Here is a 23,435-nt window from a genome sequence, read left to right on the forward strand (position 1 = left end):
TTTACTAGCTCTCTTTTTGGCTAGAAATATTAAACCTTCGAGATTAGAAAAAACCTCAAAGGTTGCCTTTCATAGCTTTTATGGGAAGGTTTTAAATCTAAATCTACACTTGGGTATTCACTGTATCCGGGAAGTACCTATTGGCGAGCTTCACCATCTCATCCCCTTTGACAAGGTCATGAATACTGATCTCAGAAGTATGGGTATGTCCCGTAGCCCCAAGTAATTCCTGCACTGCATGAATCGTGTTTTTATGGAAATTATACACACGCTCTGATTTGTCAGTCACTACCAAACCTTTGGTCAAGCTGGCATTCTGGGTTGCCACACCCGTAGGACATTCATTGGTATTGCATCGCAAAGCCTGAATACATCCCAAGCTAAACATAAAGCCTCTTGCTGAATTGCAGAGGTCAGCTCCAAGAGCAATGTTCTTTAAAATCGAAAAAGCTGAAATTGCTTTGCCGGAGGCAATCACTTTGATCTGATCTCTCAGGTGATACTTCTCAAGCGTACCGTTTACAAATATCAAGGCAGGTTCCAAAGGCAATCCCACACTGTCTGAAAATTCCAGAGGTGCAGCTCCTGTTCCTCCCTCTGCCCCATCTACCGTGATGAAATCCGGCCAAATATGATGGGCTACCATTTCCTTGCAGAGTGATACAAATTCCTCTGTACGGCCTATGCAAAGCTTAAAACCAATCGGTTTTCCTCCCGACAACTCCCGAAGTTTTGCCACAAACTCCACAAGCTCCTTTGGATTAGAGAAAGCAGTATGAGCTGGAGGAGAAATGATGGTGGTACCTGGCTTCACTCCTCTTATATGAGCAATCTCCTCGGTATTTTTTACACCTGGTAAAACTCCTCCATGTCCCGGTTTTGCTCCTTGGGAAAGTTTGATTTCAATTAATTTGACCTGCGGCCAATTTGCCTTTTCCTTAAATTTTTCTGCATCAAAATTCCCATGCTTATCTCTACAACCAAAATAACCTGTCCCGATCTGCCAAACCAGATCTCCTCCTCCTTCACGATGATGGTTGCTAATTCCTCCTTCTCCGGTATTATGATAGAAATTCCCTTTTTTAGCCCCTTTATTCAATGCCAAAACAGCATTTGAACTCAAGGATCCAAAACTCATGGCTGAAATATTGAAAATGGAAGCTGAATAGGGATGTTCACAAAACTGACTCCCAATGGTAATCCTAGGCTCTTCTTCTATGGGTTTAACGGCATAGATAGAATGTCTTAAAGCCATATAATCCTCCCCATGAATATCCCGCTGCGTTCCAAAAGGATGTGTATCATTCACATTTTTTGCGCGACGGTAAACTAATGAGCGTAGGTTTCTGCTAAATGGTCTCCCGTCGGTATTGCTCTCAATAAAGTATTGTTGGATTTCCGGCGAAATCGCCTCAAACATATATCTGAAATGCCCTACGATTGGGAAGTTTCTTAAGATAGCATGCTTCTTTTGGAGCACATCATAAAGCCCTACCAGCAACAGGACAATTAAGATTCCTAAAAAAATATATCCCAAGCCAAAGAAATAGATCGATAAACCTGTGATCAGGATCAGGATAAATGCGCCAGTAAAAAAAACGGTTCTCATAAGTAATTATCTAGGACAGATTATAAAACTAACAAATTCAATTTTAGTTTTCTTGAGTTAAGAATTCCAAAAGTCTGTATTCCGCCCAGGTAAATTCTTTGCCCTTCAATACAAATCCTGTGTGTCCCCCTCTTTTTGGCATTTCCAGAATTAGCTCTGGTTTATTTCTTGCCAGTTCGACAGGATAGCATTCAGGCCCCAAAAGCGGATCATTTTTGGCATTGATGACCAAGGTAGGAATGTTTATGTTTTCCATCCAATTGTCAGCAGAAACAGACTGATAAAAGTCCTGAGCATCGGTAAATCCATGAAGTTTGGCAGTGAATAAGGTATCAAACTGATCGAAATCCTTGATTTTTTCCAGCAATTTCAAATCAATTAAATCTGGAAACTGTTCTCCTTTTGCCAGGATTTTCTTTTTCAACTTTCCAAGAAATCTCTTTTTGTAAAACAGGTTTGCTTTCCTTTTAAGTGTTGCTGCACTGGAAGGAAGATTGCAGGGAGTAGAATAAACCGCAGCTTTTTTTATCTCCACGGGAAGAGAATCACCTTTCTCACCTAAATACTTCAGGGTTTGTGCGCCTCCCATACTGATCCCCGCCAGAAAAAGATCCTGATAGGATGATGAATTCAATACATGGTTAATGGCTGTCTCTAGATCATAACTTGCACCATGATGATATAGTATGGGCAGATTATTGATTTCACCCCCACAAGTCCTGTTGTTCCAAACCATTACATCGATTTGATGTTGGTTGAAAAGCTTGACCAGCCCTTTCACATAATGACGCTGAGAATCTCCCTCCAACCCATGGGAAATCACAAGAAGTTTACTGGAACCCACCTTGGACCAATCTAAATTTAAAAAGTCACCATCTGGGGTATCGATTTTTTCTCTTTGGTAAGTGACACCTTCTATTTTGCGGTAAATACTTGGAAAAATGGTCTCCAAGTGCCCATTGAATAAAAAAGTCGGCGGTCCGGGATAAGTTGATTGAATAACTGGCATGTGTAGATAAATCAATTCCTTTACAAGAAGTTCATGATTAGATAATCAATGTAGAAAAGTAAGAAATTACCTTTGGGCTTTCTTCATAGGGTAATAATTATACAAAAAGCGGAGTTGCATGTGCAGCTCCATTTTATTTTAATAGCATTCCTACTTTTTCTATTTCTGCATCCACCAATTTATCCATTTTCAATACATGCGCAGAAAAACGATCGGTAAAACCTTCAGACTCGACAATGTCTTTTCCAATTTGCATTTCCACGATTAGTTCATCAAAATCAAACATTACTAAAGTAGGTTTCATTTTATGGCGTATCTGCTGAATGGTAACCTCATCTTTTGCATCATTCCCTTGCTTGTACACGGTTTTCAGCTCGATAAGTCCAGTATGAATCGCTTTGGTGAGTTCTAGTTTGAAATCCTCATCTCCATCGGCTATCGCCAGAATTTTAAGATTTAAATCAGTAGAAGTTTGTATCATAAATTACTTTTTACAGATGATATACCGGCTAGATAACCAGTGGACCAAGCCGCTTGGAAATTAAAACCTCCCGTAATGCCGTCTATATTTAAGATTTCCCCTGCAAAGTATAGATTTGGGTGATGTATACTTTCCATAGTTTCAGGATTCACTTCTTCGAGGGCAATTCCACCAGCGGTAACAAATTCCTCTTTAAAGGTAGTTTTTCCATTGACCTTCAAAATATGGCAAAAAAGATTCTGTACCAATTTATTGAATTGCTTTTTACTCATTCCATTAAAAGTTTGGGTATTATCTATTTCAGAAAGCTCACATAAATGCTCCCAAAGTCTACCCGGAATTTCAAAAAGTGGATAATTGAAAACCTTTCTATTTGGATGCGCCGTAGAATAGGAATACAAGTGATCCAAGTAATTTTGCTCCTGAAAATCTGAATTCCAGTTGATTATAGCTTTGGCTTGATACTGATGTTCGTTTAACCACTCCGCACCAAAAGCAGAAAGCTTCAACACGGCTGGACCTGATACTCCCCAATGGGTAATTAGCAATGGTCCTTTATAATTCAGTTTAGTTCCTTCTATTTTCACATGCGCATTTGGCAAGGAAATACCCATTAACTTTCTAATCGGCTCCTTAGGTGTATTGAATGTGAACAAAGAAGGAATCGGTGGCAAAATTTTATGCTTTAATTGCTTCATAAACGAATAGCCATCCAGTTTTGGATGACCTCCTCCGGCAATTATTAGGGAATCCACGGTAAAATTTCCTTTATCAGATACTAATTGGAAGCCATTTCCTTCATTAAAAATCTCCTTAATTCCTGTAGAAGTCTTAATCTGAATTCCCAGCTTATTTGCCTCTGCCAGTAAAGCATCAATGATACTCTGTGAGTTATCAGAAACCGGAAAAACCCTACCATCCTCTTCTATTTTCAAAGGTACTGAACGTGATTCAAACCAGTCTATCGTATCATCAGACTTAAAATGCCTAAATACTTTTTTAAGGAATTTCTCCCCTCTTGGATAGTTCTTGACAAGCTTGGAAATTTCCAAAGGTCTATGGGTCACATTACACCTGCCCCCACCAGAGACTTTAACCTTTGAGAGAAGCTTGGGTGATTTCTCAAAAATTGTCACTGTATTCCCTTTATTACTTGCATGTATCGCTGCATAAAAGCCTGCAGCTCCACCACCAATGACGGCTATTTTCAATCCTATATCAATTTAATTTACAGCCATTTATGACTATCTTCTTTTACCGGAAAATGAACCTAAGATACCTCTTGTCAGCTCTCTGAAAATTGTTCTTCCCAACTGACGGATCATGGTATTTTTACTCAATTCTTCAATCAAGGATTCCTCTTCTTTCGCTCTTCTTCTAGTGCTTGGCTTAGGAATAGTAGGCGTTGGTAATTTTGCCTTTTCCTGCGCTTTTTCCACTTCTTCAAGCTTCTCATTCAGCATCTCAAAAGCACTTTCCCGATCCAAATCTACATTGTATTTAGAAACCAATTCTGAGCTTCTCACCAAAGTATCAATTTCACTTTCTGTCAGGATATCCATTCTGGAAATAGGCGCTCTTACCAAGGTATGAGCCAATGGAGTTGGTATTCCCTTTTCATTCAAAGCTGTGATCAAAGCCTCTCCAATACCCATATTGGTCAGAACCTCTGAAGTTTCATAATATTCTGAATCAGGATAGTTTTCCGCAGTCTTGGTGATTGCCTTTCGATCCTTCGCTGTGAAAGCTCTCAATGCATGCTGTACTTTCAAACCCAACTGACCTAAAATACTGTCTGGCACATCGGTAGGTGTCTGGGTACAAAAATAGACCCCTACTCCCTTTGATCGGATCAGTTTGACGATTGCTTCAATTTTTTCTAACAGATCTTTAGTAGCTGTTGAAAAGACCAAATGGGCTTCATCTATAAACAAACACAACTTAGGTTGGTCAGAATCTCCTTGCTCAGGAAATGTCTCATATATCTCTGAAAGCAAGCTCAACATAAATGTAGAAAACAGCTTCGGCGTACTTTGAATATCAGTCAGTCTGATTACCGAAATTACACCCTTTCCATTCTCTGTTCTCACAAAATCCTGTACCTCAAAGGATTTCTCCCCAAAAAATCTTTCAGCACCTTGCTGTTCCAGCTCAATGATTTTCCTCATAATGGTATTCACAGATGCCGATGATACCTGTCCAAATTCCTTCTGAATGATTTCCTTCCCTTCATTGGTGATGTATTGAAGCACTCTTTTAAGGTCTTTTAGATCCAACAATGGAAGATGATTCACATCACAATACCTAAAAACCACTGCTATCACGCCCTGCTGGGTATCGTTAAGGTCTAAAATCTGCGAAATCAGTACGGGGCCAAATTCAGAAACGGTTGCTTTTAGCTTTACTCCTTTTTCCTCTGATATAGACATTAATTCTACCGGAAGTCCCATGGGATTGTATTTCACTCCGATGACATCAGATCTTTTTTGAATAAAATCATTTAGGGTTCCAGGCTGAGCCAATCCGGATAAATCACCTTTCAAATCCATTAGGACAGAAGGGATTCCCTTTAAGGAAAGTTGTTCTGAAATCACCTGCAAGGTTTTTGTCTTACCTGTACCCGTGGCTCCTGCGATTAAGCCATGCCTGTTTAGCGTCTTAAGAGGTACTTTAATTTGAGCATTTTCTACAGGAACTCCATCTAAAATACCTGTTCCCAGAACGATATAATCTTTTTTATATACCTGACCTTCAGCTAAATGACTTTTAAATGATTCTATTTTACTCATGGGGAAAAAGATTTGAATTCTAAACTACAAAAAAAACCTTGATGCCATGGGCAAAAAGGTTTTTCAATAAAAAAGGTATTTACAAAAATCTTAGTATGTAACTACTGGCTCTAATGTCTTAGCATGAGCAATGTATTTTTCTACTTGAGAAGCTGCAGGAACAGCTCTGGTCAAGCCTTTTTCTTCCTGAGTCTTAACCAATGCAGCATGTAGATTTTCAGCGTTTCTATTTCTTAATTCCTTAACTGTATCTACTCCAGCAGCTTTAAGTAATTCAGCGAACTGACTTCCAACTCCGTCAATTCTGAAAAGATCTGCCATATTCACCCAATCCAAAATCTTACCCTCATCTAAACCTGAAGCTTCAGCAATTGCCTTTCTTCCTGCCTTGGTTGCACCTTTTTCTAATAATCCTTCTACAGAAGTAACACCGGCTGCAGCTAGTTTTTCTTTCATTACCGGACCGATACTTTCAATCATTGTGATTGGTTTTGCCATAATCGTTTGGATTTAAGTTGTTAAAGTTAAAATCAAAATAAATTCGAATTAGATATTCAAAGCATTTAATAATGCCAGAATCTATTCGTAGGCCTAAAATAAAGACAATTTTTATCTTCCAAAATCCATTTTCAATAATTTATCGGAAAATATGGGCTTTGTAAAGTTTAACTTTTACTTCCCAAATGATCTATCTTTATTGCTTGAATAATAAGAACATCAATCAGTGAATTCTAAAATACCCTCTCTCCCGATCCTTTCAATTCTGATTCTGCTTTTCAGTGTAAGTTTGAAATCTTATGGTCAAATCGGACCAAATCTTGGCCAGACCGATAGTTGGATGAAATCTGCTGTCGCTGCCATGGAGCGAAATGATTATGAAAGTGCCAATGGAATTTTCAGGAATTTGATCGACTCCGGACTTCCTCTTCCCGAGGAAATGCCTTATTACTTTGCAGAGACCTTGTTTCAATTAGGCCAGTATGATAACTCAGCCAATTTTCTGAATAAATACCTGGAGCTTTCCGGCTTTACAGGAAAGCATTACGATGGTGCCAAAGAACTACAGGAAAAGCTTGAAGGACCACTTCATGCGATTCAAACCTGTCAACTTTGCGATAGAAAAGGATACCGATACAAAGTATGCTTTTCCTGTGACGGCAAAAAGGAAATCCAGCAGGATTGTGACTATTGTAAAGCCAAAGGCGTGGTAGGCTGTAGCAGATGTGGAGGCACCGGAATGATCACTAAAAAGAACATATTCAATATCGTGGAATATTTCGAATGTGAACGCTGTAGCGGCAAAGGAAGGCTTACATGCCCTGTTTGCGAAGGTTCGCTAAAAGAAGTAAGTGCTTGTAAAACCTGTGGAGGAAGCGGAAGATTAGCATCTGAAGTTTTATGCGATCATCAGGCTGAACCTGAGCATACTCATTGATATAGCTTGATTTTATTCAATCTTGAAATGAGGGCGTTCTTTGTTTTATGGACAGAGGACCGAAGACTGGAGACGGAAGTTTGATGAAATAAAAAAGACACTCTTCAATCTTATCTGTTGAGCTAGAATAAAAAAGACATAAAAAAACCGGCAGGAGCGCCGGTTTTTTTTTATTTACAATATTTGTCAAGTGCATCCTTGGCGCCTGGATATTCCAAGCCATTTGCCAATTGAAAGTCCTCACAGGAACTCCCAATATTACCCATAGCAACTTTCAACAATCCTCTGTTGTAATAAGCTTGTCCAAATTCCTTATCTCTTTTGATCGCATTGGCATAAGAGGTCAAAGCCTCTTGAGATTTGCCCATTTGATGCAAAGCTCTGGCCTTTATAAAAGAGGCCATTGCCGGAGCTCCAGGAATCTCCTCTGCTCTACTCGCATATAAGAGAGCATTGGTATAATTCTTTTCCTTATGGTGAAGATTCGCTAGACTCAAAAGGACTTGAAAATTATTTGGATCAAGTTCCAATGCCTTTTCGAAATCATTTTTAGCATTTTCAAAATCATTCTGCTCCTCATAAGCACGTCCTCTATTATAGAGCATTCGCACATCATTTGGATTGAATTTCAATTTTTCCGAATATTCTGAAACTGCTTTTGCGTAATCTCCGGAATTAAAATACTTATCTCCGGGATTCTGATTTGGTTTCGAACAAGCCCATAACATACTGGCCATTGCTGCCATCATAAGGACTTGATTTAACTTTTTCATCTTAGTTGGTTTAGACTGCTACACTATTATCTCTTAGCGCATCATTCAGTGATGTTTTAAGGTCAGTAGAAGCTTTTCTTTTCCCTATTATAATCGCACAAGGAACATGGTAAGTTCCCGCTGCAAATTCTTTTGGAAGGGATCCTGGAATAACAACCGATCTCTCAGGTACTATTCCTTTGTATTCTACAGGCTCTGATCCGGTCACGTCTATAATTTTTGAACTGGCAGTCAAGGTCACACCTGCTCCGATCACAGCCTCTTTACAAACTCTAACTCCTTCTACGATGATTGCTCTGGAACCGATAAATGCCCCATCTTCAATAATCACAGGAGCCGCTTGAACTGGTTCCAAAACTCCTCCAATTCCTACACCACCACTTAAATGTACGTTTTTGCCGATCTGCGCGCATGATCCGACAGTAGCCCAAGTATCAACCATTGTGCCAGCGTCCACAAAAGCTCCGATATTAACATAACTTGGCATCATAACCACTCCACTCGCCAAATATGCGCCATATCTTGCCACAGCATGAGGAACAACTCGGACACCCTGCTTCGCATAATTGGTTTTCAAAGCCATCTTATCATGGAATTCAAAAGGACCAACTTCGATGGTCTGCATCTTTTGGATTGGGAAATAAAGAATCACCGCCTTCTTAACCCAGTCATTTACTTTCCAGCTTCCATCTTCTAAAGGCTCAGCTACTCTCAATTGACCGGTATCCAGGTCATCAATGACAGTTTTGATTGCCAACTGTGTTTCTTTTTCTTTTAAAAGTTCTCGGTTATCCCAAGCATTTTCGATGATGGTCTTTAGTTCCATTATTTTAATTAGTTTCGTTTATGGGTCAAAATCAAGCTTCCAAAATCCCAATTTTAATTGCATCCAGCCTGAAGCCGCTCAAAGATACAAGAGCTTGGGAAAAGCTTGGCATTTCACTGCGTGAAACAAATAGATACGATCTAAACATCATAGGATTTTCTAAGAAAAAGCCGGAAAATCAAGATGGATTTAAGTGTTACCCTTCCATTAATGGCAAATCTTCAAAAAGAGAAAGACTTCTTTCACAAATTAGATTTTTAAAAACACTCCTACAGGTTCGGCCAAAAATCCTGATCTGTTGCACCTATGAATACCTAAAAATCGCCTCTTTTTTCAAGCATATTCTAGGTTTCCGATTGATCTATGATGTGCAGGAAAACTACCTCGCTAACCTGGAATTAAACCCAAGTCTATCCACTTTCCAAAAGGCAAAAGCAAGGCAAATCATCCGAAAATCCGAATCAGTTAAAGGGATTGATTTTTACTTGTTGGCTGAAGAATGCTATGCTAAAGAGATGCCTGAGAAGAAACCGAATCTCATCCTGGAAAATAAATTTTCAGGAAAGATTGTCCCGAAAAACCCATTCGATTACCTTGATAAAAAGGCCTTTCATTTTTTGATTTCCGGAACCATCACTCCAGCTTTTGGAACCTTGGAAGGGATCCGTTTTTTCAATTCCATTTCAAAAAAATATCCGGAATCCACCCTTCAAATCATCGGACATGTTCCTTTAAAAAGCTTCCAAAAAACCATAGAAATTGAAGCCGAAAAACACTCTGGAATAAGCCTGAAAATTGACTCAAATCCCATCGATCATCAATTGATTTTAGATGAAATTCTGAAGGCTGATTTTACACTTTTACCTTATCAAAACCATCCGGCAATTCAAGGTAAAATGCCCACCAAACTTTTTGAATCACTAGCGCTGGGAACTCCAGTTTTGGTTTCCAAAAATGAGAAATGGGAATCTTTTCTTGCCCAATACACGGCCGGATTTGGAATAGATTTCCATTCGGCTGAAGATGCTATTTCTTCATTTGAACAGAACATTCAACAGCAATTTTTTACAAAATCACCAGGTCAGGAAATTCTTTGGAGCTCCCAGGAAGAATCATTTCTGCAACTCATTTCCTCCTTTCTTTAAGAATTAGCTCTTGTGGATATCCACAAAAGTTATCCACCCATTCCCTATTTTTTACACTCATTTTCGGCAAACGGAAACTCCCATTCATTTTCAATTTTCTCATAAATCCTCTTCCAAAAAGCGGATTTCCAATTCCTATTTAATTGTCATTCAATTTATTAGTATTTTATTTATCAGAGACTAATTTTTATTTTAGATATGTCTAAAATCGAAATAACATTCGAAATCGACTTATCAACAGCCGATTTAGGTATTATCAATATTTTATTTAGATATATCTAAATATATTTTTACCTTTATCACAATTAATTTGGATCACTATGAATATGACCACCGCCGAGGAGAATTACCTCAAAGCCATCTATCACCTATCTGAGGGAGGAACCAAAAGTGTTTCTACAAATGATGTCGCTGCAGAGATGAAAACTAAACCTGCATCCGTCAGCGATATGCTCAGAAAACTTGGAGACAAAGAGGTGATCGAATACAGGAAATATTATGGTGTAAACATCACCGAAGAAGGGAAGAAACGTGCACTTCAGACGATCCGGAAACACAGGCTCTGGGAAGTATTTTTGGTGGACAAATTACAGTTCGCCTGGGACGAGGTTCATGAGGTTGCCGAGGAACTGGAACACATCCAATCTCCCCTACTCATTCAGCGATTAGACGCTTATCTTAACTATCCAAAATTCGACCCTCATGGAGATCCCATTCCTGATGAATTTGGGGATGTGAGAGCAAGACCGAGAGTGGCTTTAAATGAAATGGAAATTGACCAGACTGGTCAGATCGTCGCAGTAAAAGATAGCTCCGCTGCCTTCCTCAGATACCTCGATAAAGTCGGTGCATACATCGGTGCAAGAATCAAAGTTTTGGACAAAGTGGAGTTTGATGGTTCACTGGAAATTCTCGTGGATCAGAAAAAAACGCTCTTTATGTCCAAGGATGTTGCAGCAAATATTCTCGTCATTCAGTCATGAGAAAAACAATAGTCCTCTTACTCCTATTCACCTGTCTTTTCTCTTGCAAAAGAGAAGACAAAACCCTTCGGGAAAAACCACTGATCGTGGCCACCACCAGCATCCTTGCGGATGGGGTCAGAAATTTGGTCGGAGACCTGGCAGAAGTAAAAGCCTTGATGCCTGCAGGAGTAGATCCACATTTATACAAAGCCTCCGTCAGAGATCTTGACCTTCTTCAGGAAGGTGATATTGTAATCTACCATGGTTTGTTTTTGGAAGGTAAAATGACGGAGATTTTCGAGAAACTCGCCTATAGTCAAAACCTGATCAATGCAGCCGATGAACTCCCACAAAATTTACTTTTAAGATCCGGTCCAGAGGCTCACAGCGTAGATCCACATATCTGGTTTGATGTTAAACTTTGGTCTTTGGCCCTGCAACATGTCTCAAAGGAGTTGATCCTTTGGAAGCCGGAATGGAAAGAGAAAATAGAGGCAAATACAGATGTTTATCTCAAAAAACTGAGCGCCCTAGACAAGGAAATCCAAAGCAAAGTTGATCTTTTAAAAAGCAGCAATCAGGCTCTGATTACCGCCCACGATGCATTTGCCTACTTTGGAAAATCCTATGATCTGGAAGTAAAAGGACTACAAGGTCTATCCACTCTCAGTGAACCTGGATTAAGAGATTTGACAGGTCTGATTCAATTTATAGTAGATAGAAATATACATGCAGTTTTTGCGGAGCAAACCATTTCACCCAAAGCAATAGAAGCTGTGGTTGCCGGTTGCGCGAATCAAAACCATCAAATCATTATGGCAGGACCATTATTCACAGACAGCCTTGATGCTGCCGACACTCCTGCCGGAACTTATATAGGAATGGTAGAAACCAATCTTCAAACCATCTTTAAAAGCCTGAACCCATGATCACACAAGTAGATAATCCAATTCTCGAAATCCACGATTTAATCGTCAGCTACGATCAAAGCCCAGTGCTTTGGAATGTAGATTTTAGTATTCCCTCAGGAAAACTGATCGGGATTTTAGGTCCCAATGGAGCGGGTAAATCCACACTTACCAAAGCGATTATGGGCCTAGTCACTCCTAGCAGCGGTTATGTCAAAGTATTTGATAAAACGCTGGAAGAGGTTCGCTCCAAAATCAGTTACGTTCCCCAAAGGGAATCTGTGGACTGGAATTTCCCTGCTTCTGTTCTCGATGTGGTCATGATGGGCACCTATGGAAAGCTGGGACTTTTCAAAAGACCCGGTAAAAAGGAAAAAGACATTGCATTGAGTTGCCTGGATCAGGTAGGCATGATGTCTTTTGTGAATAGACAAATTTCGGAGCTTTCTGGAGGGCAACAGCAGCGGGTATTTATCGCGAGAGCATTAGCTCAGGAAGCAGATTTGTACTTGATGGATGAACCCTTTGCCGGAGTGGACATGTCTACAGAAACAGCCATTTTTCATTTGTTGAAAGAAATGACAGCCAAAGGCAAATCCGTCATAGTTGTGCACCATGACATCCATTCAGCCATGAATTATTTCGATTGGATCATTATGCTCAACATGCACTTGGTTGCCTCAGGCCCAAATGATCAGGTGATGTCTGAGGAAATGCTTCGCAAAACCTATGGTGGCAAACTCAACCTACTTACTAAAGTCACTGACCTGATCAAGCAAAAAGACTTCAATCCATTAAAAAGCTAACATGGAAGATTTCCTTTACTTCTTTACGTTTCAGGACAGCTCCATTGTTTTTGTGGTGATAGGAATCACTTTGCTTGGTTTAGGATCTGCTTATGTAGGCACCTATAGCTTTCTGGACAAAAAAGCACTTTTGGGAGATGCTATTTCCCATGCAGTACTTCCGGGCATCTGTCTCGGTTTTATTTTGGCTGGGGAGAAAAACCCGATTTATATAGTCAGCGGGGCATTTGCATCTGGCGCTCTGGCAACTTTTCTGACTTCCTGGATTCGGAGCAACACCAAACTCAGCGAGGATGCCATCATCGCCTCTATCCTATCCATCTTTTTCGGCTTTGGAGTAGTACTGCTCACCGTGATCCAAAAATCCGGAAATCCGGAAATGGCCGGACTCAATCAATTCATCTTCGGAAATGCTATCGCCATTCTGGAAGAAGACTTGATCATCTATGGTGGCTTGGCATTATTAATCATCATCACGCTGACCTTATTTCAAAAGGAATTTAGCCTGCTCGTATTTAACTCAGATTACGGTAAAGCGATAGGTTATCCAATGGGGCTTATCAGACTACTATTTAATGTCTTGATGATATTGGCAGTGGTAATCGGAATTCAGGCAATTGGAGTTGTTTTGATGGCTGCATTGCTGATCACGCCTGGAGCAGCAGCCAGATTTTGGACCGATAGACTTGGAAAGCTTTTGATTATCGCTGGATTGTTTTCAGTGATTTCCGGGATAATGGGAACCTATATTTCCTTTATTTTACCACAAATGCCAACAGGTCCTTGGGTGGTAGTTTGCCTATCTTTTCTTGCATTGTTCTCCTTCCTTTTTGCTCCGAAAAAAGGTGTGCTTTCCAGAACTATTTCCAGACAAAGATACCTCAACAAAACCCATCGGGACCACTTATTGAAAGCCATTCACCATGGACTGGAGCAAGGCAAGAAATACCTTACTATAGAAGAAATCTATGAGAGCTTCCCTTACCAAAAATCAAAAACAAGGAAGTCAATCGATAATTTAATTCGATCAGGATTAATCACTAAAAATCAGAATCTTATCATCCCAACAGAAGAAGGTAAATCTGAAGCAAAACGAATTGTGAGATTGCATAGACTTTGGGAATTGTACCTTAATGAGTACATGAATATCGCTCCAGATCATGTGCATGATACAGCCGAAAAACTCGAACATATCCTGACTCCGGAAATGGAAGCCTTACTGGAGAAAAGATTGAATTTTCCTAAACTCGATCCCCATCAAGAAAACATCCCAAGAGACTATGATGACCTTTGATCAAAATGCATTTCTAATCATTTTCACAGCTTCGCTGATTGCGATTTCCTGTGGTCTTCTTGGCGTCTTTATGATGCTGCGCAAAATGTCCATGACTGGAGATGCTATTTCACATGCTGTCCTACCCGGTATAGTTATCGGATTCTTTATTTCTGGAAGTCAAAGAGGCTTGGAAGTAATTATTGGAGCTGGGATTTTGGGCATTTTTGCCACCTTAATAATTGACTGGCTAAGACAAAAAGCCAGAGTGCAGCTCGATGCTTCCATTGGAATTACCTTTACCCTACTCTTTGCCGTAGGCATCATTCTGATTAATCTCTTGGCATATAAAGTCGACCTAGATCAGGAATGTGTGCTTTATGGAGAGATTGCCTACCTACCGATTGACCTTTGGATATCCGATTCAGGTTTTAATTTCGGGCCAAGAATCACCTATTTAGCAATCCTTAATGTAACATTGGTAGTAGCATTTATCACCCTATTATTTAAGGAGTTAACCCTTACCAGCTTCGATGAAAACTTTAGCTCTGTAATTGGCATTCCTTCCAAAGGAATAAACCTTGCTTTGATGTCCATGGTCTCCTATACTACAGTGAGTAGCTTTGAGGCTGTGGGAGCAATTCTAGTAGTGGCTTTATTGGTGGTTCCACCTTCTACCGCTTTCCTTTGGACCAAAAAATTGATGCCTTTGATTCGGCTTACTTGTGGATTAGGCATTTTTATTGCGATATCAGGTTATTATCTTGCTTACCTCGTAGATAGCTCCATAGCTGGAATGATGGTAGCGGTTTCAGGGATACTATTTCTGGCAAGTGTGTTAATTAATGGCAAAAAACCTAAATTTACATGGGAACTTCCTTGGAACAAGAGTCGTTTAGCCCTCGAAGACAAGCAATTATGAAGAAATTATTTCTAGTAGCATTTATAACTTTAATCAGCCTAGCTGCCAATGCGCAGGAAAAAATCGAATGGATGAAATTTGAAGATGCTGTAGCAGCAAATCAAAAGAATCCTAAAATGCTGATTGTGGATGTTTATACCGACTGGTGTGGCTGGTGTAAGAAAATGGATGCTTTGACATTTCAAGACCCAAAAGTCATCGAATATATCAACAGCCAGTTTTATGCTGTGAAACTAAATGCGGAAGACACCAAACGCACCTTTGATTTTATGGGCAAAAAGTATTCTGAAGCTCAAATGGCTGCAGTAATGCGGGTTCAGTCCTACCCTAATTTTGTAATAATCGACGAAACTCTAAAAAACATCACCCAGCTTCCTGGCTATCGTGAACCAGAGCAATTTCTAGAAGGATTGGGAGTTATCGTAAAAAAAGGATTTAGAGGACAATGAGTTTTTCGCTTTCCGAAAGCAATGACACCATCATCGCTTTGGCAACGCCACAAGGTGTAGGTGCTATTGCAGTAATCCGACTTTCCGGAAAAGATGCCATCCGACTGACAAATGAGGTCTTTTTTGGCAAAAATCTGGAAAAACAAGAATCCCATACCATACATTTTGGAACTATCAGAGATGGAGAAAAGATCATCGATGAGGTCTTGGTTTCTCTTTTCATCTCTCCAAAATCATTCACAAAGGAAAATGTCGTGGAAATTTCCACGCATGGTTCCTCCTATATCATCAATCAGGTCATCAAACTTTTCCTGAAGAAAGGCGCAAGACCTGCCAAACCAGGAGAATTTACTCAGCGAGCTTTCCTCAATGGACAATTTGATTTGGCTCAGGCGGAAGCAGTAGCGGATTTGATCCATGCTGATTCGGAAACCAGCCATCAGGCTGCACTCAGCCAAATGCGTGGTGGATTCAGCAGTGAAATCCAGCAACTTCGGGAAAAGCTGATCCATTTTGCTTCTATGATCGAATTGGAACTCGACTTCGGCGAAGAAGATGTGGAGTTTGCCAGCCGAACGGAATTGCAAGAGCTGGTCGAAAGACTTCTGCGAGTGGTAGAGGAATTGATTTTAAGTTTCGATCTGGGAAATGTGATCAAAAACGGAGTGCCTACGGTAATCGCCGGAAAACCGAATGCAGGCAAGTCCACTCTACTCAATGCCCTTCTCAACGAAGAAAAAGCCATCGTTTCCGATATTGCCGGTACAACACGTGATTTTATTGAAGATGAAATCAATTTAGGTGGAGTGATTTTCCGCTTTATCGATACGGCAGGTTTACGGGAAACTACGGATACCATCGAGGCTATTGGAGTGAGCAGAACGCAGGAGAAAATGAAGACTGCATCCCTGATCCTTTATTTATTTGACTTGGGCGATACGGATTTGGTTGAGATCAATCGGGATGTCAATAAGCTGGAAAACCTGGGTGTTCCCTTTCTGAAAATCGCCAATAAAATCGATAAAGGTAATCCTGAATTGGTTTCTGAACTGAAGTCAAAATACCCCGATACCATTTTTATTTCTGCAGGTAACAAAGAAAATCTAGAAGGTTTAAAAGCAAAAATCTTGGAATTGGTCAATCTGGACAAGTTCAAAACCGGAAATACCATCGTCACCAATGTGCGTCATTACGATTCCTTGATCAAAACCAGAGACTCCCTATTGGATATTTTAAGAGGCATCGATGAGCAGATCACCAATGACTTTGTGGCAATGGATATCCGTCGCTCCCTACACTACCTTGGAGAAATCACAGGTGAGATTACTACCGATGATCTGCTTGCGAACATCTTCTCCAAGTTCTGTATCGGAAAGTAATTACATTTCCATTAATACGCTAAACCCTTCTTTTTCTATCATTTAGGATATTTTTCCTTCCTTTGTTTGTTGCTAATTATCCCTTTTTTTCCGTATATTTGTTGCTAATCAGTTGTTACTAGAAACAAGTTTGTTGGTAGCAACAGATTTTTTGAGCAATGGCGAGATGATGTTACATCGGGATACATACTGATACAAATGGATATTCTCTGAGACATTTTTAAGCCAAAAAGGAAAACACCATGAGCAGCAGTATAGAAGTTCCAAAGATTTGTCAGGACTGCGGAAAGTCTTTCATCGCAAAGACAACCGTAACCAAATTTTGCAGCCACAAGTGCGCCTCCCGAAACTACAAGAAGCGTAAGCGAGAAGAAAAGGTTGAGGAGGTCGCCCCTATCGTGGTACAGAGAATTGAATACAATCAGGAACAGTTGAAGGACAAAGATTTTCTCAGTGTAGAGGAAACCTGCAAGCTCTTAGGTGCAAGCCGCATGACAATCTATCGGCAGATAAAAGCCGGAAACATCCGAGCGGCAAAGATTGGCAGTCGCACAATCATCAAGAGAACCGAAATCGATAAACTGTTTCAGATATGAAGGTAACACTAAGACAACGCAACCAGGGCGGACAGACCAGCTTATACCTCGACTATTACCACAAGGGAAAGCGGAAAACCGAGTACCTAAAATTGTACCTCGACCCCAATGCAAAGACCAAGGAGGAAAAAGAGGTCAATAAAAAGACCATGCAACTTGCAGAAACCATCAGGGCGCAAAGACAAATCGAAATCCAAAACGGTGTTTATGGCTTTCGTGATCAGGAGAAGCAAAAAGGCAGCTTCCTTTCCTACATTGAATTGCTTGCGCAGCAAAGAGACGACAGCCCCGGCAATCATGGCAATTGGACCAGCATGATTAAGCACCTGAAAGCCTTTTGCACCTATGATTTATCTTTCACCGAAGTTGACAGGCAATTTGTCCAGGACTTCAAACAATACCTTGATAAGAAGGCCATAGCCCACGGAAACCAGAAGCTATCTCAAAATTCCAAGTACTCCTATTTCAATAAGCTAAGGGCAGCCCTGAAACAGGCCGTGAAAGACGGCATCATTCCAACCAATCCTTCTGAAGGTGTAGAAGCTTTCAAGCAAGGAGAACCTGAAAGAGAGTTTTTGACACTGGATGAGCTGCAAGCAGCAGTAAAGGCAGAATGTGAAATTCCCATCCTGAAAACGGCATTCATTTTTTCATGCCTTACAGGGCTTCGCTGGTCAGATATAAATAAGCTCCTTTGGTCGGAGGTGCAGCACTCAAATGAAATGGGCTACTATATCCGATTCAGACAGAAGAAAACCAAAGGAGCGGAAACCCTACCCATTTCAGAACAAGCCTTCGGCTTGCTCGGAGAACGTGAGGAAAGAGAAGAAAGAGTTTTCAAAGGTTTGAAGTATTCGGCATGGCACAACCTGAAATTGCAACAATGGATGATGAAAGCCGGAATCTCCAAAACAATCACTTTCCATTGCGCCCGTCATACCTACGCAACATTGCAGCTTACAATGGGAACCGACATTTACACGGTTTCAAAGCTCTTAGGCCATAGGGAGCTAAAAACAACTCAAGTCTATGCGAAAATCATAGACGACAAGAAAAAAGAGGCAGCCAGTAAAATCAAACTTGACCTATGAGCAATCAAACAAAAATACTTGACGACATTCTCTACCAGGGGCTTCGCCCTTGGTCAGAGAAAAACAGCGTGGACGAAAAGTTTGCTCCAAAGTTCCGTGCCCTAAAAGAAGCCTCCACTGATTATCAATTCCGGTATGAAATCAAATTTGAAAGGCCATTTGACAACAAAACCAAATACTACTCAAAGCTGATTCTAAACACCCTCAAAACGGACGTTGAAAGGCTCTACAACCTCATCAGTGAAGATGATACTGAAAACCTAATCCGCTATTGGCTGGATGATACTTTGAACAAGCGTTTAAAGACCCGTTTAAAAGACATTGGAAAGCTGATTAAAGAGAAGGAATTTGATTTGACATTCATAGATCCCAAGAAAGCTTCCATTGAGTTTGATCAGGCACACAAAGCCAACACCTATATCATCCAATTGCTAAAGCTTGCATACATGCAGCTTTACCTCGAAATCCAAGATGCTTTCAGCACTTGGATTGATGATAAGTTGGTGATAGAGGATTTTTACACCCAGCTTCTACATGAACCAATACCGAAGAAACCATTATTGACCGAGATTCAAATCATTGAGGTTGAAGCAACGGAGAAACCAGTTAAAAAGCCGGAACCCAAACAAAAGGACATTCCATTCAATTCATTTACCTACAAGCAACTCAATACCGCTCAGGAAAAGATTTCCGATTTGTGTAGCAGCTTAAAGTTCAACAACCTGATAAGTCAAGACACAACCGTTCCGAATTTCAAGCGAGTATTTTCTAATGCCGAAATCAAAAATCCTGTAGTCTGGACAGGCACAATCAGCGAACTGTTCTACTTCATCAAACTCATTCACAACGACCTGAAATTGGTTGAGAACTTGAAGCAGAAGCAATGGGAAGTTACTTGCCTATGCTTCATTGATGCTGATGGTAAGCCCTTTGAAAGAGCAAAATTCAGGTCGCAGAAGAAACCGAAACTAACAGCTCAAAAAATTGAAAAGTCTGTTTCCAACCTGAAATAAGGTACTCTGCACTTTACACCTTCTATCTTTTTTCTGTTTTTGTTTAGCCCTCTTTTGCTCAAAAAGGGGGCTTTTATTTTTCATGCCCCACTCTGCACTCTGCACTCTGCACTGCACCTTGCTTTCTGCACTCATAACGCCCTGTTAGCCATTCTAATTTAGCCCTGTATTCGACAATCGAATATGACATTTGGCCAGATGTCCATTTCCTAATTCATAATTGATTAAGTCATGGACGAAATAATTGAACGTCTTGAAAATCTCCAACGCCTAATTGAGAGCCAGGGGATTTACACAAAGGAAGTTTTAAACTTCAATGAAGCTTGCCAGTATCTTGAGCTTTCCCAATCTCACTTGTACAAGTTGACAAGTGCAGGGAGCATTCCGCACTACAAGCCCAATGGAAAGAAGCTCTATTTCAAAAGAAGCGAGTTGGAAAGCTGGTTGCTACGCAACCGCAATTCCACTCAGGAAGAAATAGACCAAAGGGCAGCGGATTACCTAATCAAGAAAGGGAGGGTGAAGCTATGAACGAGATAATGGATATGATCTTGACGCTAACTCAAGACATTAAAACAGTCAAAGCCTACCTCCTCAACTTCCACAAATCACGTTTGGAGCAATTCAGCGAAGAGTGGATTGATGGACAGGTAGTGATGCAAACGCTTCACATCAGCAAAAGAACCCTCCAATCCCTTCGGGATAGTGGGGTTCTTCCCTACAGCCGAATCAATGGTAAGTTCTACTACAAGGTTTCTGATATAGAAGCCTTGCTGGAATCAAATTACTCACCTTCAAAATCAAAGCACTATGGAGGTAAGTAGAAAAGCCATACTCGACAAAACGCACTACGGCTTAAATATCTACGCCTATGTGCTACGACAGTACTATCCGGGTGAAACAGTCCTTTCCCTTTCGGGAAGGGACTGCAAACCTGCGAAGAACCCTTTCAATGAGGACATGCCTACATTGTTGGTAAAGGTTGTTGACGGTTGTGCTACGCACACCGATTCAGAAGAAGCCATTGCACAAGGCAATGTCTTTGATTTCGCTGCACTGCATTTCAGCCTCGAAGGGCAAGCCCTTCTCGATAAGCTGAATGAAAAACTGCATTTGCGCATCGGTAAGCAACAAGGTTTTTACGTTCAGGCAGATTCGCAACCTGCGGTTGCTCTTCCTGAAATAGTCAAACCGGCTGCGCCAGTTTTCAGCTATTTCATTAAGCCTGTCACCAACGTAACACCAAGTCGGCAAGCCTCCTTGGTTGAGGTGTACCACCTTATCAAAGGCAATGAATTTGCTTCGTGTACAAGTACACTCCGCAACTTTCCCGATCCGAAGGAAGCCAGAAAGTACAAGGCTCAAAATTTCGATTATGTGACCTTCTCAGGCACTTTCTCAAAGAGAAATGATGCAAACCTTCAAAGACATTCAGGTTTGCTCACAATCGATTTTGACCAAATTGAGGACATTCCTACACTCAAGACGGCACTACTCAACGACCACTACTTTGAAACGGAGCTATTGTTTGTATCTCCTTCAGGTGATGGCTTAAAATGGGTAATCCCAATCGACTTGACGCAGGCAAAACACCAGGACTATTTCAAGGCAGTGGCAAACTACGTTTCCCACACCTACCAACTCGAAATAGACCAATCCGGAAAGGACATTTCAAGAGCCTGTTTCCTTCCACATGATTCAGAAATATTCATCAATCCTAAATACTTGTAGGACATGGAAAGAAAAACATTCAATCCGCAGGATTGGCTTAATCAGCCAACCCCGCAACCGAAAGTTACAGAGCAACAAACTTTCAATACAGATTCTCAACCAGACGAAGTAGAACGTATCATCCAAAGCATTGAAGCCAACCGAACAGATATTACCTCCACATATAGCGATTGGGTAAATATCGGCTTTGCCTTCTCTGATGAGTTTGGAGAAAATGGCCGTACCCTATTTCATAGGGTGAGCCAGTTTTATCCAGGCTATTCCGCACCGGAGTGCGACAAGCAATTTGACAATTGCTTGAAATCAAAAGGTCATGGCGTTTCACTAAAGACCTTTTTCTACCTCGCCAAAGATGCAGGAATTGACATCGCACCTCCACGAATAGAAAAACAGGATCAGCGAACTTTCAAAAGTGAAAAGCTGAATGGTAGTCAATCTGACTACCACCAGCCCGAAAATCAGGAACCGGAAGAAATGCCAACCCTTCCAGATTCCTTGTTTCCTGAACTTCCTGAATTTCTGCAAAAGGTTGTGGCGGTTGCCACTTCCAATGAAGAAAGAGATATTCTTCTCCTCGGTTCCCTCGGTGCTATCAGCGCATGTTTGCCCAAAGTATCGGGCATCTATGATGGCAAACGAGTATTCCCCAATCTATTCCTATTCATTACAGCCCAGGCATCCGCAGGTAAAGGCCGCTTGGTGCATTGCCGCCAGTTGGTCAATCTCATTCATAAAGAATTGAGGGAACAAGCCAAACTCCATAAACAGCACTATGAATTGGAAATGGTAGAATACAACTCAAAAAAGGGAAAGGAAGAAGGTATCGAGAAACCAGCCAAACCTCCTGAAAAAATGCTGTTCATTCCAGCCAACAACAGTTCAACGGGTGCTTATCAGCTTTTGGGTGATAGTGATGGCAGAGGTCTGATATTCGAGACCGAAGGTGATACCTTGGCCCATGCCTTCAAGAGCGATTACGGCAATTACAGTGATGGCTTTAGAAAAGCCTTTCACCATGAAACCATTTCCTACTATCGCAGAACCGACCGTGAGTTTGTGGACATAGAAAGCCCTTGCCTTTCTACTGTCCTTTCAGGAACGCCAAAACAAGTTTCGGCATTGATACCCAACGCTGAAAACGGCTTATTCAGCCGTTTCATCTTCTATTTCATGAACGTTCGCCCGGTGTGGAAAAATGTCTTTGCCAGTCAAACGGATAACGGCCTGGACGATTACTTTGAAGACTTGGGCAATGAGTTCTATGAACTCTACAAAGTCATCATGCAGAATGAGCCAAAGCAGTTCTACCTTACGGCGGACCAACAGGAGCAATTCAACCAGTTCTTTGGGCAGATACAGGAAAAGTACATGAACCTTCAAGGGTTGGACTACATGGCAACTATCAGAAGGTTAGGTTTGATTGCCTACCGCATCTGCATGATATTTTCCGCTTTGCGAATCATGGAAACAGGCGACACTTCCCATAAGCTGATTTGTGAGGAAAGGGATTTTCAAGCTTCGCTTTCAATGGTCAAAGTGCTGGTGAAGCATTCCAGTAAAGTGTTTGGAGAACTTCCACAAGAAGAGCCTAAGCCAACCCGCATGAATAAGAAGGAGAAGTTTCTGTATGCCTTGCCACATACATTCAATCGACAGAAGTATCTCGAAGTAGCAAAGGCCATGAGCATTCCTGCAAAGACAGCCGAAGGCTATATCACCGCTTTTGCCAAATCGGGATTGGTTCACCGTGAATCTCAGGACAATTATATCAACACCTCACTTGAGGAAGTTAAGGATTCTAAGGATGCTGAGGACGTATAGTCCTTGGCATCCTCCATTTCCTCAAAATCCTGAATCTTAAAAAATCAGTCTAACCTCTTTTTTCTTTCTTTTCTTTTCCTATATTGTCCTAAATTTGACAAGTCATAAATTAACAGGTCATGCACTTTGGTGAAAGGATAAGAGAGCTTAGAGAAAGTCAGGGATTGCTTCAACGACAATTGGCGGCAAACCTTGAAATTGATACACCCATGTTCAGTAAAATTGAGCGTGGTGAACGGAAAGCCAAACGAGATCAGGTTTTGAAAATTGCGGGACTACTCAAAACAAATGAACAAGAATTGCTGGCCTTGTGGTTGGCTGACCAAATAAAGGAGCTTGTAACCGATGAAGATCAGGCATTGCAAGCCTTAAAAATTGCTGAACAAGATATTAACCAAGCAAACACCAAATAAG

General features: G+C 40.9%; 25 protein-coding genes. 17 read left to right on the plus strand and 8 right to left on the minus strand.

The features are described 5' to 3' along the window. Window positions 1–103: 103 nt before the first annotated feature. From FHS59_RS20060 to FHS59_RS20085, 6 genes are all read right to left on the minus strand, one after another. Window positions 104–1,609: an FMN-binding glutamate synthase family protein gene (locus FHS59_RS20060; RefSeq protein ID WP_184497428.1), complete on the minus strand. Its 1,506-nt coding sequence runs from the start codon at window positions 1,607–1,609 to the stop codon at window positions 104–106. Window positions 1,610–1,652: 43 nt separating this feature from the next. Further along, on the minus strand, window positions 1,653–2,618 hold the full coding sequence (locus FHS59_RS20065; protein WP_184497430.1) for a YheT family hydrolase: 966 nt from the start codon (window positions 2,616–2,618) through the stop codon (window positions 1,653–1,655). A gap of 133 nt (window positions 2,619–2,751) precedes the next feature. Continuing rightward, window positions 2,752–3,099: a hypothetical protein gene (locus FHS59_RS20070; protein ID WP_184497432.1), complete on the minus strand. Its 348-nt coding sequence runs from the start codon at window positions 3,097–3,099 to the stop codon at window positions 2,752–2,754. Continuing rightward, window positions 3,096–4,310 carry a BaiN/RdsA family NAD(P)/FAD-dependent oxidoreductase gene (locus FHS59_RS20075; protein ID WP_184497434.1) on the minus strand — a complete coding sequence of 405 codons (1,215 nt, stop codon included), beginning with the start codon at window positions 4,308–4,310 and terminating at the stop codon, window positions 3,096–3,098. The genes FHS59_RS20070 and FHS59_RS20075 overlap by 4 nt, the downstream gene beginning before the upstream one ends. A 33-nt stretch (window positions 4,311–4,343) precedes the next feature. After that, a complete protein-coding gene (locus FHS59_RS20080) occupies window positions 4,344–5,888 on the minus strand; it encodes a helicase HerA-like domain-containing protein (RefSeq protein ID WP_184497436.1) in 1,545 nt (514 codons plus the stop codon). A gap of 90 nt (window positions 5,889–5,978) precedes the next feature. Next, complete coding sequence (locus tag FHS59_RS20085; protein ID WP_184497438.1) at window positions 5,979–6,386, minus strand: DUF4332 domain-containing protein; 408 nt, start codon at window positions 6,384–6,386, stop codon at window positions 5,979–5,981. 226 nt (window positions 6,387–6,612) lie between these two features. On the opposite strand from FHS59_RS20085, the gene FHS59_RS20090 reads away from it, so the two are divergent. Next, window positions 6,613–7,323 carry a tetratricopeptide repeat protein gene (locus FHS59_RS20090; protein WP_317168216.1) on the plus strand — a complete coding sequence of 237 codons (711 nt, stop codon included), beginning with the start codon at window positions 6,613–6,615 and terminating at the stop codon, window positions 7,321–7,323. A gap of 170 nt (window positions 7,324–7,493) precedes the next feature. On the opposite strand, the gene FHS59_RS20095 is transcribed toward FHS59_RS20090, so the two are convergent. Together FHS59_RS20095 and FHS59_RS20100 are read right to left on the minus strand one after the other, a co-directional pair. Next, a complete protein-coding gene (locus FHS59_RS20095) occupies window positions 7,494–8,096 on the minus strand; it encodes a tetratricopeptide repeat protein (RefSeq protein WP_184497440.1) in 603 nt (200 codons plus the stop codon). 10 nt (window positions 8,097–8,106) lie between these two features. After that, window positions 8,107–8,922: a 2,3,4,5-tetrahydropyridine-2,6-dicarboxylate N-succinyltransferase gene (locus FHS59_RS20100; RefSeq protein ID WP_184497443.1), complete on the minus strand. Its 816-nt coding sequence runs from the start codon at window positions 8,920–8,922 to the stop codon at window positions 8,107–8,109. Between the two features lie 20 nt (window positions 8,923–8,942). On the opposite strand from FHS59_RS20100, the gene FHS59_RS20105 reads away from it, so the two are divergent. From FHS59_RS20105 to FHS59_RS20180, 16 genes are all read left to right on the plus strand, one after another. After that, the gene (locus FHS59_RS20105; protein WP_184497445.1) at window positions 8,943–10,067 is read left to right on the plus strand and encodes a glycosyltransferase family protein; all 1,125 of its coding nucleotides are present in this window, start codon (window positions 8,943–8,945) and stop codon (window positions 10,065–10,067) included. 320 nt (window positions 10,068–10,387) lie between these two features. Then, entirely contained in the window at window positions 10,388–11,050 is a 663-nt protein-coding gene (locus tag FHS59_RS20110; RefSeq protein ID WP_184497447.1) for a metal-dependent transcriptional regulator, read from the plus strand. Beyond that, entirely contained in the window at window positions 11,047–11,961 is a 915-nt protein-coding gene (locus FHS59_RS20115) for a metal ABC transporter solute-binding protein, Zn/Mn family (RefSeq protein ID WP_184497449.1), read from the plus strand. Before FHS59_RS20110 ends, FHS59_RS20115 begins: the two co-directional genes overlap by 4 nt. Then, window positions 11,958–12,746, plus strand: a complete 789-nt coding sequence (locus FHS59_RS20120; protein ID WP_184497451.1) for a metal ABC transporter ATP-binding protein — start codon at window positions 11,958–11,960, stop codon at window positions 12,744–12,746. Before FHS59_RS20115 ends, FHS59_RS20120 begins: the two co-directional genes overlap by 4 nt. A gap of 1 nt (window position 12,747) precedes the next feature. Next, window positions 12,748–14,040, plus strand: a complete 1,293-nt coding sequence (locus tag FHS59_RS20125; RefSeq protein WP_184497453.1) for a metal ABC transporter permease — start codon at window positions 12,748–12,750, stop codon at window positions 14,038–14,040. After that, window positions 14,027–14,941 (plus strand): metal ABC transporter permease, encoded by a 915-nt coding sequence (locus FHS59_RS20130; RefSeq protein ID WP_246388527.1) that lies wholly within the window; start codon window positions 14,027–14,029, stop codon window positions 14,939–14,941. The genes FHS59_RS20125 and FHS59_RS20130 overlap by 14 nt, the downstream gene beginning before the upstream one ends. Next, window positions 14,938–15,390: a thioredoxin family protein gene (locus FHS59_RS20135; protein WP_184497455.1), complete on the plus strand. Its 453-nt coding sequence runs from the start codon at window positions 14,938–14,940 to the stop codon at window positions 15,388–15,390. The genes FHS59_RS20130 and FHS59_RS20135 overlap by 4 nt, the downstream gene beginning before the upstream one ends. Then, a complete protein-coding gene (mnmE, locus tag FHS59_RS20140) occupies window positions 15,387–16,769 on the plus strand; it encodes a tRNA uridine-5-carboxymethylaminomethyl(34) synthesis GTPase MnmE (protein WP_184497457.1) in 1,383 nt (460 codons plus the stop codon). The genes FHS59_RS20135 and mnmE overlap by 4 nt, the downstream gene beginning before the upstream one ends. Before the next feature lie 242 nt (window positions 16,770–17,011). Next, a complete protein-coding gene (locus FHS59_RS20145; protein ID WP_184497459.1) occupies window positions 17,012–17,365 on the plus strand; it encodes a helix-turn-helix domain-containing protein in 354 nt (117 codons plus the stop codon). Next, complete coding sequence (locus tag FHS59_RS20150; RefSeq protein ID WP_184497461.1) at window positions 17,362–18,456, plus strand: site-specific integrase; 1,095 nt, start codon at window positions 17,362–17,364, stop codon at window positions 18,454–18,456. The genes FHS59_RS20145 and FHS59_RS20150 overlap by 4 nt, the downstream gene beginning before the upstream one ends. Continuing rightward, window positions 18,453–19,469, plus strand: a complete 1,017-nt coding sequence (locus FHS59_RS20155) for a DUF6617 family protein (RefSeq protein WP_184497463.1) — start codon at window positions 18,453–18,455, stop codon at window positions 19,467–19,469. The genes FHS59_RS20150 and FHS59_RS20155 overlap by 4 nt, the downstream gene beginning before the upstream one ends. A gap of 231 nt (window positions 19,470–19,700) precedes the next feature. Continuing rightward, complete coding sequence (locus FHS59_RS20160) at window positions 19,701–20,000, plus strand: helix-turn-helix domain-containing protein (RefSeq protein WP_073093951.1); 300 nt, start codon at window positions 19,701–19,703, stop codon at window positions 19,998–20,000. Further along, entirely contained in the window at window positions 19,997–20,293 is a 297-nt protein-coding gene (locus FHS59_RS20165) for a helix-turn-helix domain-containing protein (RefSeq protein ID WP_053224400.1), read from the plus strand. The genes FHS59_RS20160 and FHS59_RS20165 overlap by 4 nt, the downstream gene beginning before the upstream one ends. 49 nt (window positions 20,294–20,342) lie before the next feature. Next, entirely contained in the window at window positions 20,343–21,200 is an 858-nt protein-coding gene (locus FHS59_RS23185; RefSeq protein WP_317168217.1) for a BT4734/BF3469 family protein, read from the plus strand. Window positions 21,201–21,203: 3 nt separating this feature from the next. After that, window positions 21,204–23,021, plus strand: a complete 1,818-nt coding sequence (locus FHS59_RS20175; RefSeq protein WP_184497465.1) for a DUF3987 domain-containing protein — start codon at window positions 21,204–21,206, stop codon at window positions 23,019–23,021. 119 nt (window positions 23,022–23,140) lie between these two features. Then, complete coding sequence (locus tag FHS59_RS20180) at window positions 23,141–23,434, plus strand: helix-turn-helix domain-containing protein (RefSeq protein ID WP_140938354.1); 294 nt, start codon at window positions 23,141–23,143, stop codon at window positions 23,432–23,434. Window position 23,435 lies beyond the last annotated feature (1 nt).

The organism is Algoriphagus iocasae (genome assembly GCF_014206875.1).
GTDB lineage: Bacteria > Bacteroidota > Bacteroidia > Cytophagales > Cyclobacteriaceae > Algoriphagus > Algoriphagus iocasae.

Bases quoted from the DNA above. Each gene is read 5' to 3' on its own strand.
- FHS59_RS20060 (WP_184497428.1), bottom strand. From the start codon at position 1,609: ATGAGAACCGTTTTTTTTACTGGCGCATTTATCCTGATCCTGATCACA.
- FHS59_RS20065 (WP_184497430.1), bottom strand. From the start codon at position 2,618: ATGCCAGTTATTCAATCAACTTATCCCGGACCGCCGACTTTTTTATTC.
- FHS59_RS20070 (WP_184497432.1), bottom strand. From the start codon at position 3,099: ATGATACAAACTTCTACTGATTTAAATCTTAAAATTCTGGCGATAGCC.
- FHS59_RS20080 (WP_184497436.1), bottom strand. From the start codon at position 5,888: ATGAGTAAAATAGAATCATTTAAAAGTCATTTAGCTGAAGGTCAGGTA.
- FHS59_RS20085 (WP_184497438.1), bottom strand. From the start codon at position 6,386: ATGGCAAAACCAATCACAATGATTGAAAGTATCGGTCCGGTAATGAAA.
- FHS59_RS20095 (WP_184497440.1), bottom strand. From the start codon at position 8,096: ATGAAAAAGTTAAATCAAGTCCTTATGATGGCAGCAATGGCCAGTATG.
- FHS59_RS20100 (WP_184497443.1), bottom strand. From the start codon at position 8,922: ATGGAACTAAAGACCATCATCGAAAATGCTTGGGATAACCGAGAACTT.
- FHS59_RS20105 (WP_184497445.1), top strand. From the start codon at position 8,943: ATGGGTCAAAATCAAGCTTCCAAAATCCCAATTTTAATTGCATCCAGC.
- FHS59_RS20110 (WP_184497447.1), top strand. From the start codon at position 10,388: ATGAATATGACCACCGCCGAGGAGAATTACCTCAAAGCCATCTATCAC.
- FHS59_RS20115 (WP_184497449.1), top strand. From the start codon at position 11,047: ATGAGAAAAACAATAGTCCTCTTACTCCTATTCACCTGTCTTTTCTCT.
- FHS59_RS20120 (WP_184497451.1), top strand. From the start codon at position 11,958: ATGATCACACAAGTAGATAATCCAATTCTCGAAATCCACGATTTAATC.
- FHS59_RS20125 (WP_184497453.1), top strand. From the start codon at position 12,748: ATGGAAGATTTCCTTTACTTCTTTACGTTTCAGGACAGCTCCATTGTT.
- FHS59_RS20130 (WP_246388527.1), top strand. From the start codon at position 14,027: ATGATGACCTTTGATCAAAATGCATTTCTAATCATTTTCACAGCTTCG.
- FHS59_RS20135 (WP_184497455.1), top strand. From the start codon at position 14,938: ATGAAGAAATTATTTCTAGTAGCATTTATAACTTTAATCAGCCTAGCT.
- mnmE (WP_184497457.1), top strand. From the start codon at position 15,387: ATGAGTTTTTCGCTTTCCGAAAGCAATGACACCATCATCGCTTTGGCA.
- FHS59_RS20145 (WP_184497459.1), top strand. From the start codon at position 17,012: ATGAGCAGCAGTATAGAAGTTCCAAAGATTTGTCAGGACTGCGGAAAG.
- FHS59_RS20150 (WP_184497461.1), top strand. From the start codon at position 17,362: ATGAAGGTAACACTAAGACAACGCAACCAGGGCGGACAGACCAGCTTA.
- FHS59_RS20155 (WP_184497463.1), top strand. From the start codon at position 18,453: ATGAGCAATCAAACAAAAATACTTGACGACATTCTCTACCAGGGGCTT.
- FHS59_RS20160 (WP_073093951.1), top strand. From the start codon at position 19,701: ATGGACGAAATAATTGAACGTCTTGAAAATCTCCAACGCCTAATTGAG.
- FHS59_RS20165 (WP_053224400.1), top strand. From the start codon at position 19,997: ATGAACGAGATAATGGATATGATCTTGACGCTAACTCAAGACATTAAA.
- FHS59_RS20175 (WP_184497465.1), top strand. From the start codon at position 21,204: ATGGAAAGAAAAACATTCAATCCGCAGGATTGGCTTAATCAGCCAACC.
- FHS59_RS20180 (WP_140938354.1), top strand. From the start codon at position 23,141: ATGCACTTTGGTGAAAGGATAAGAGAGCTTAGAGAAAGTCAGGGATTG.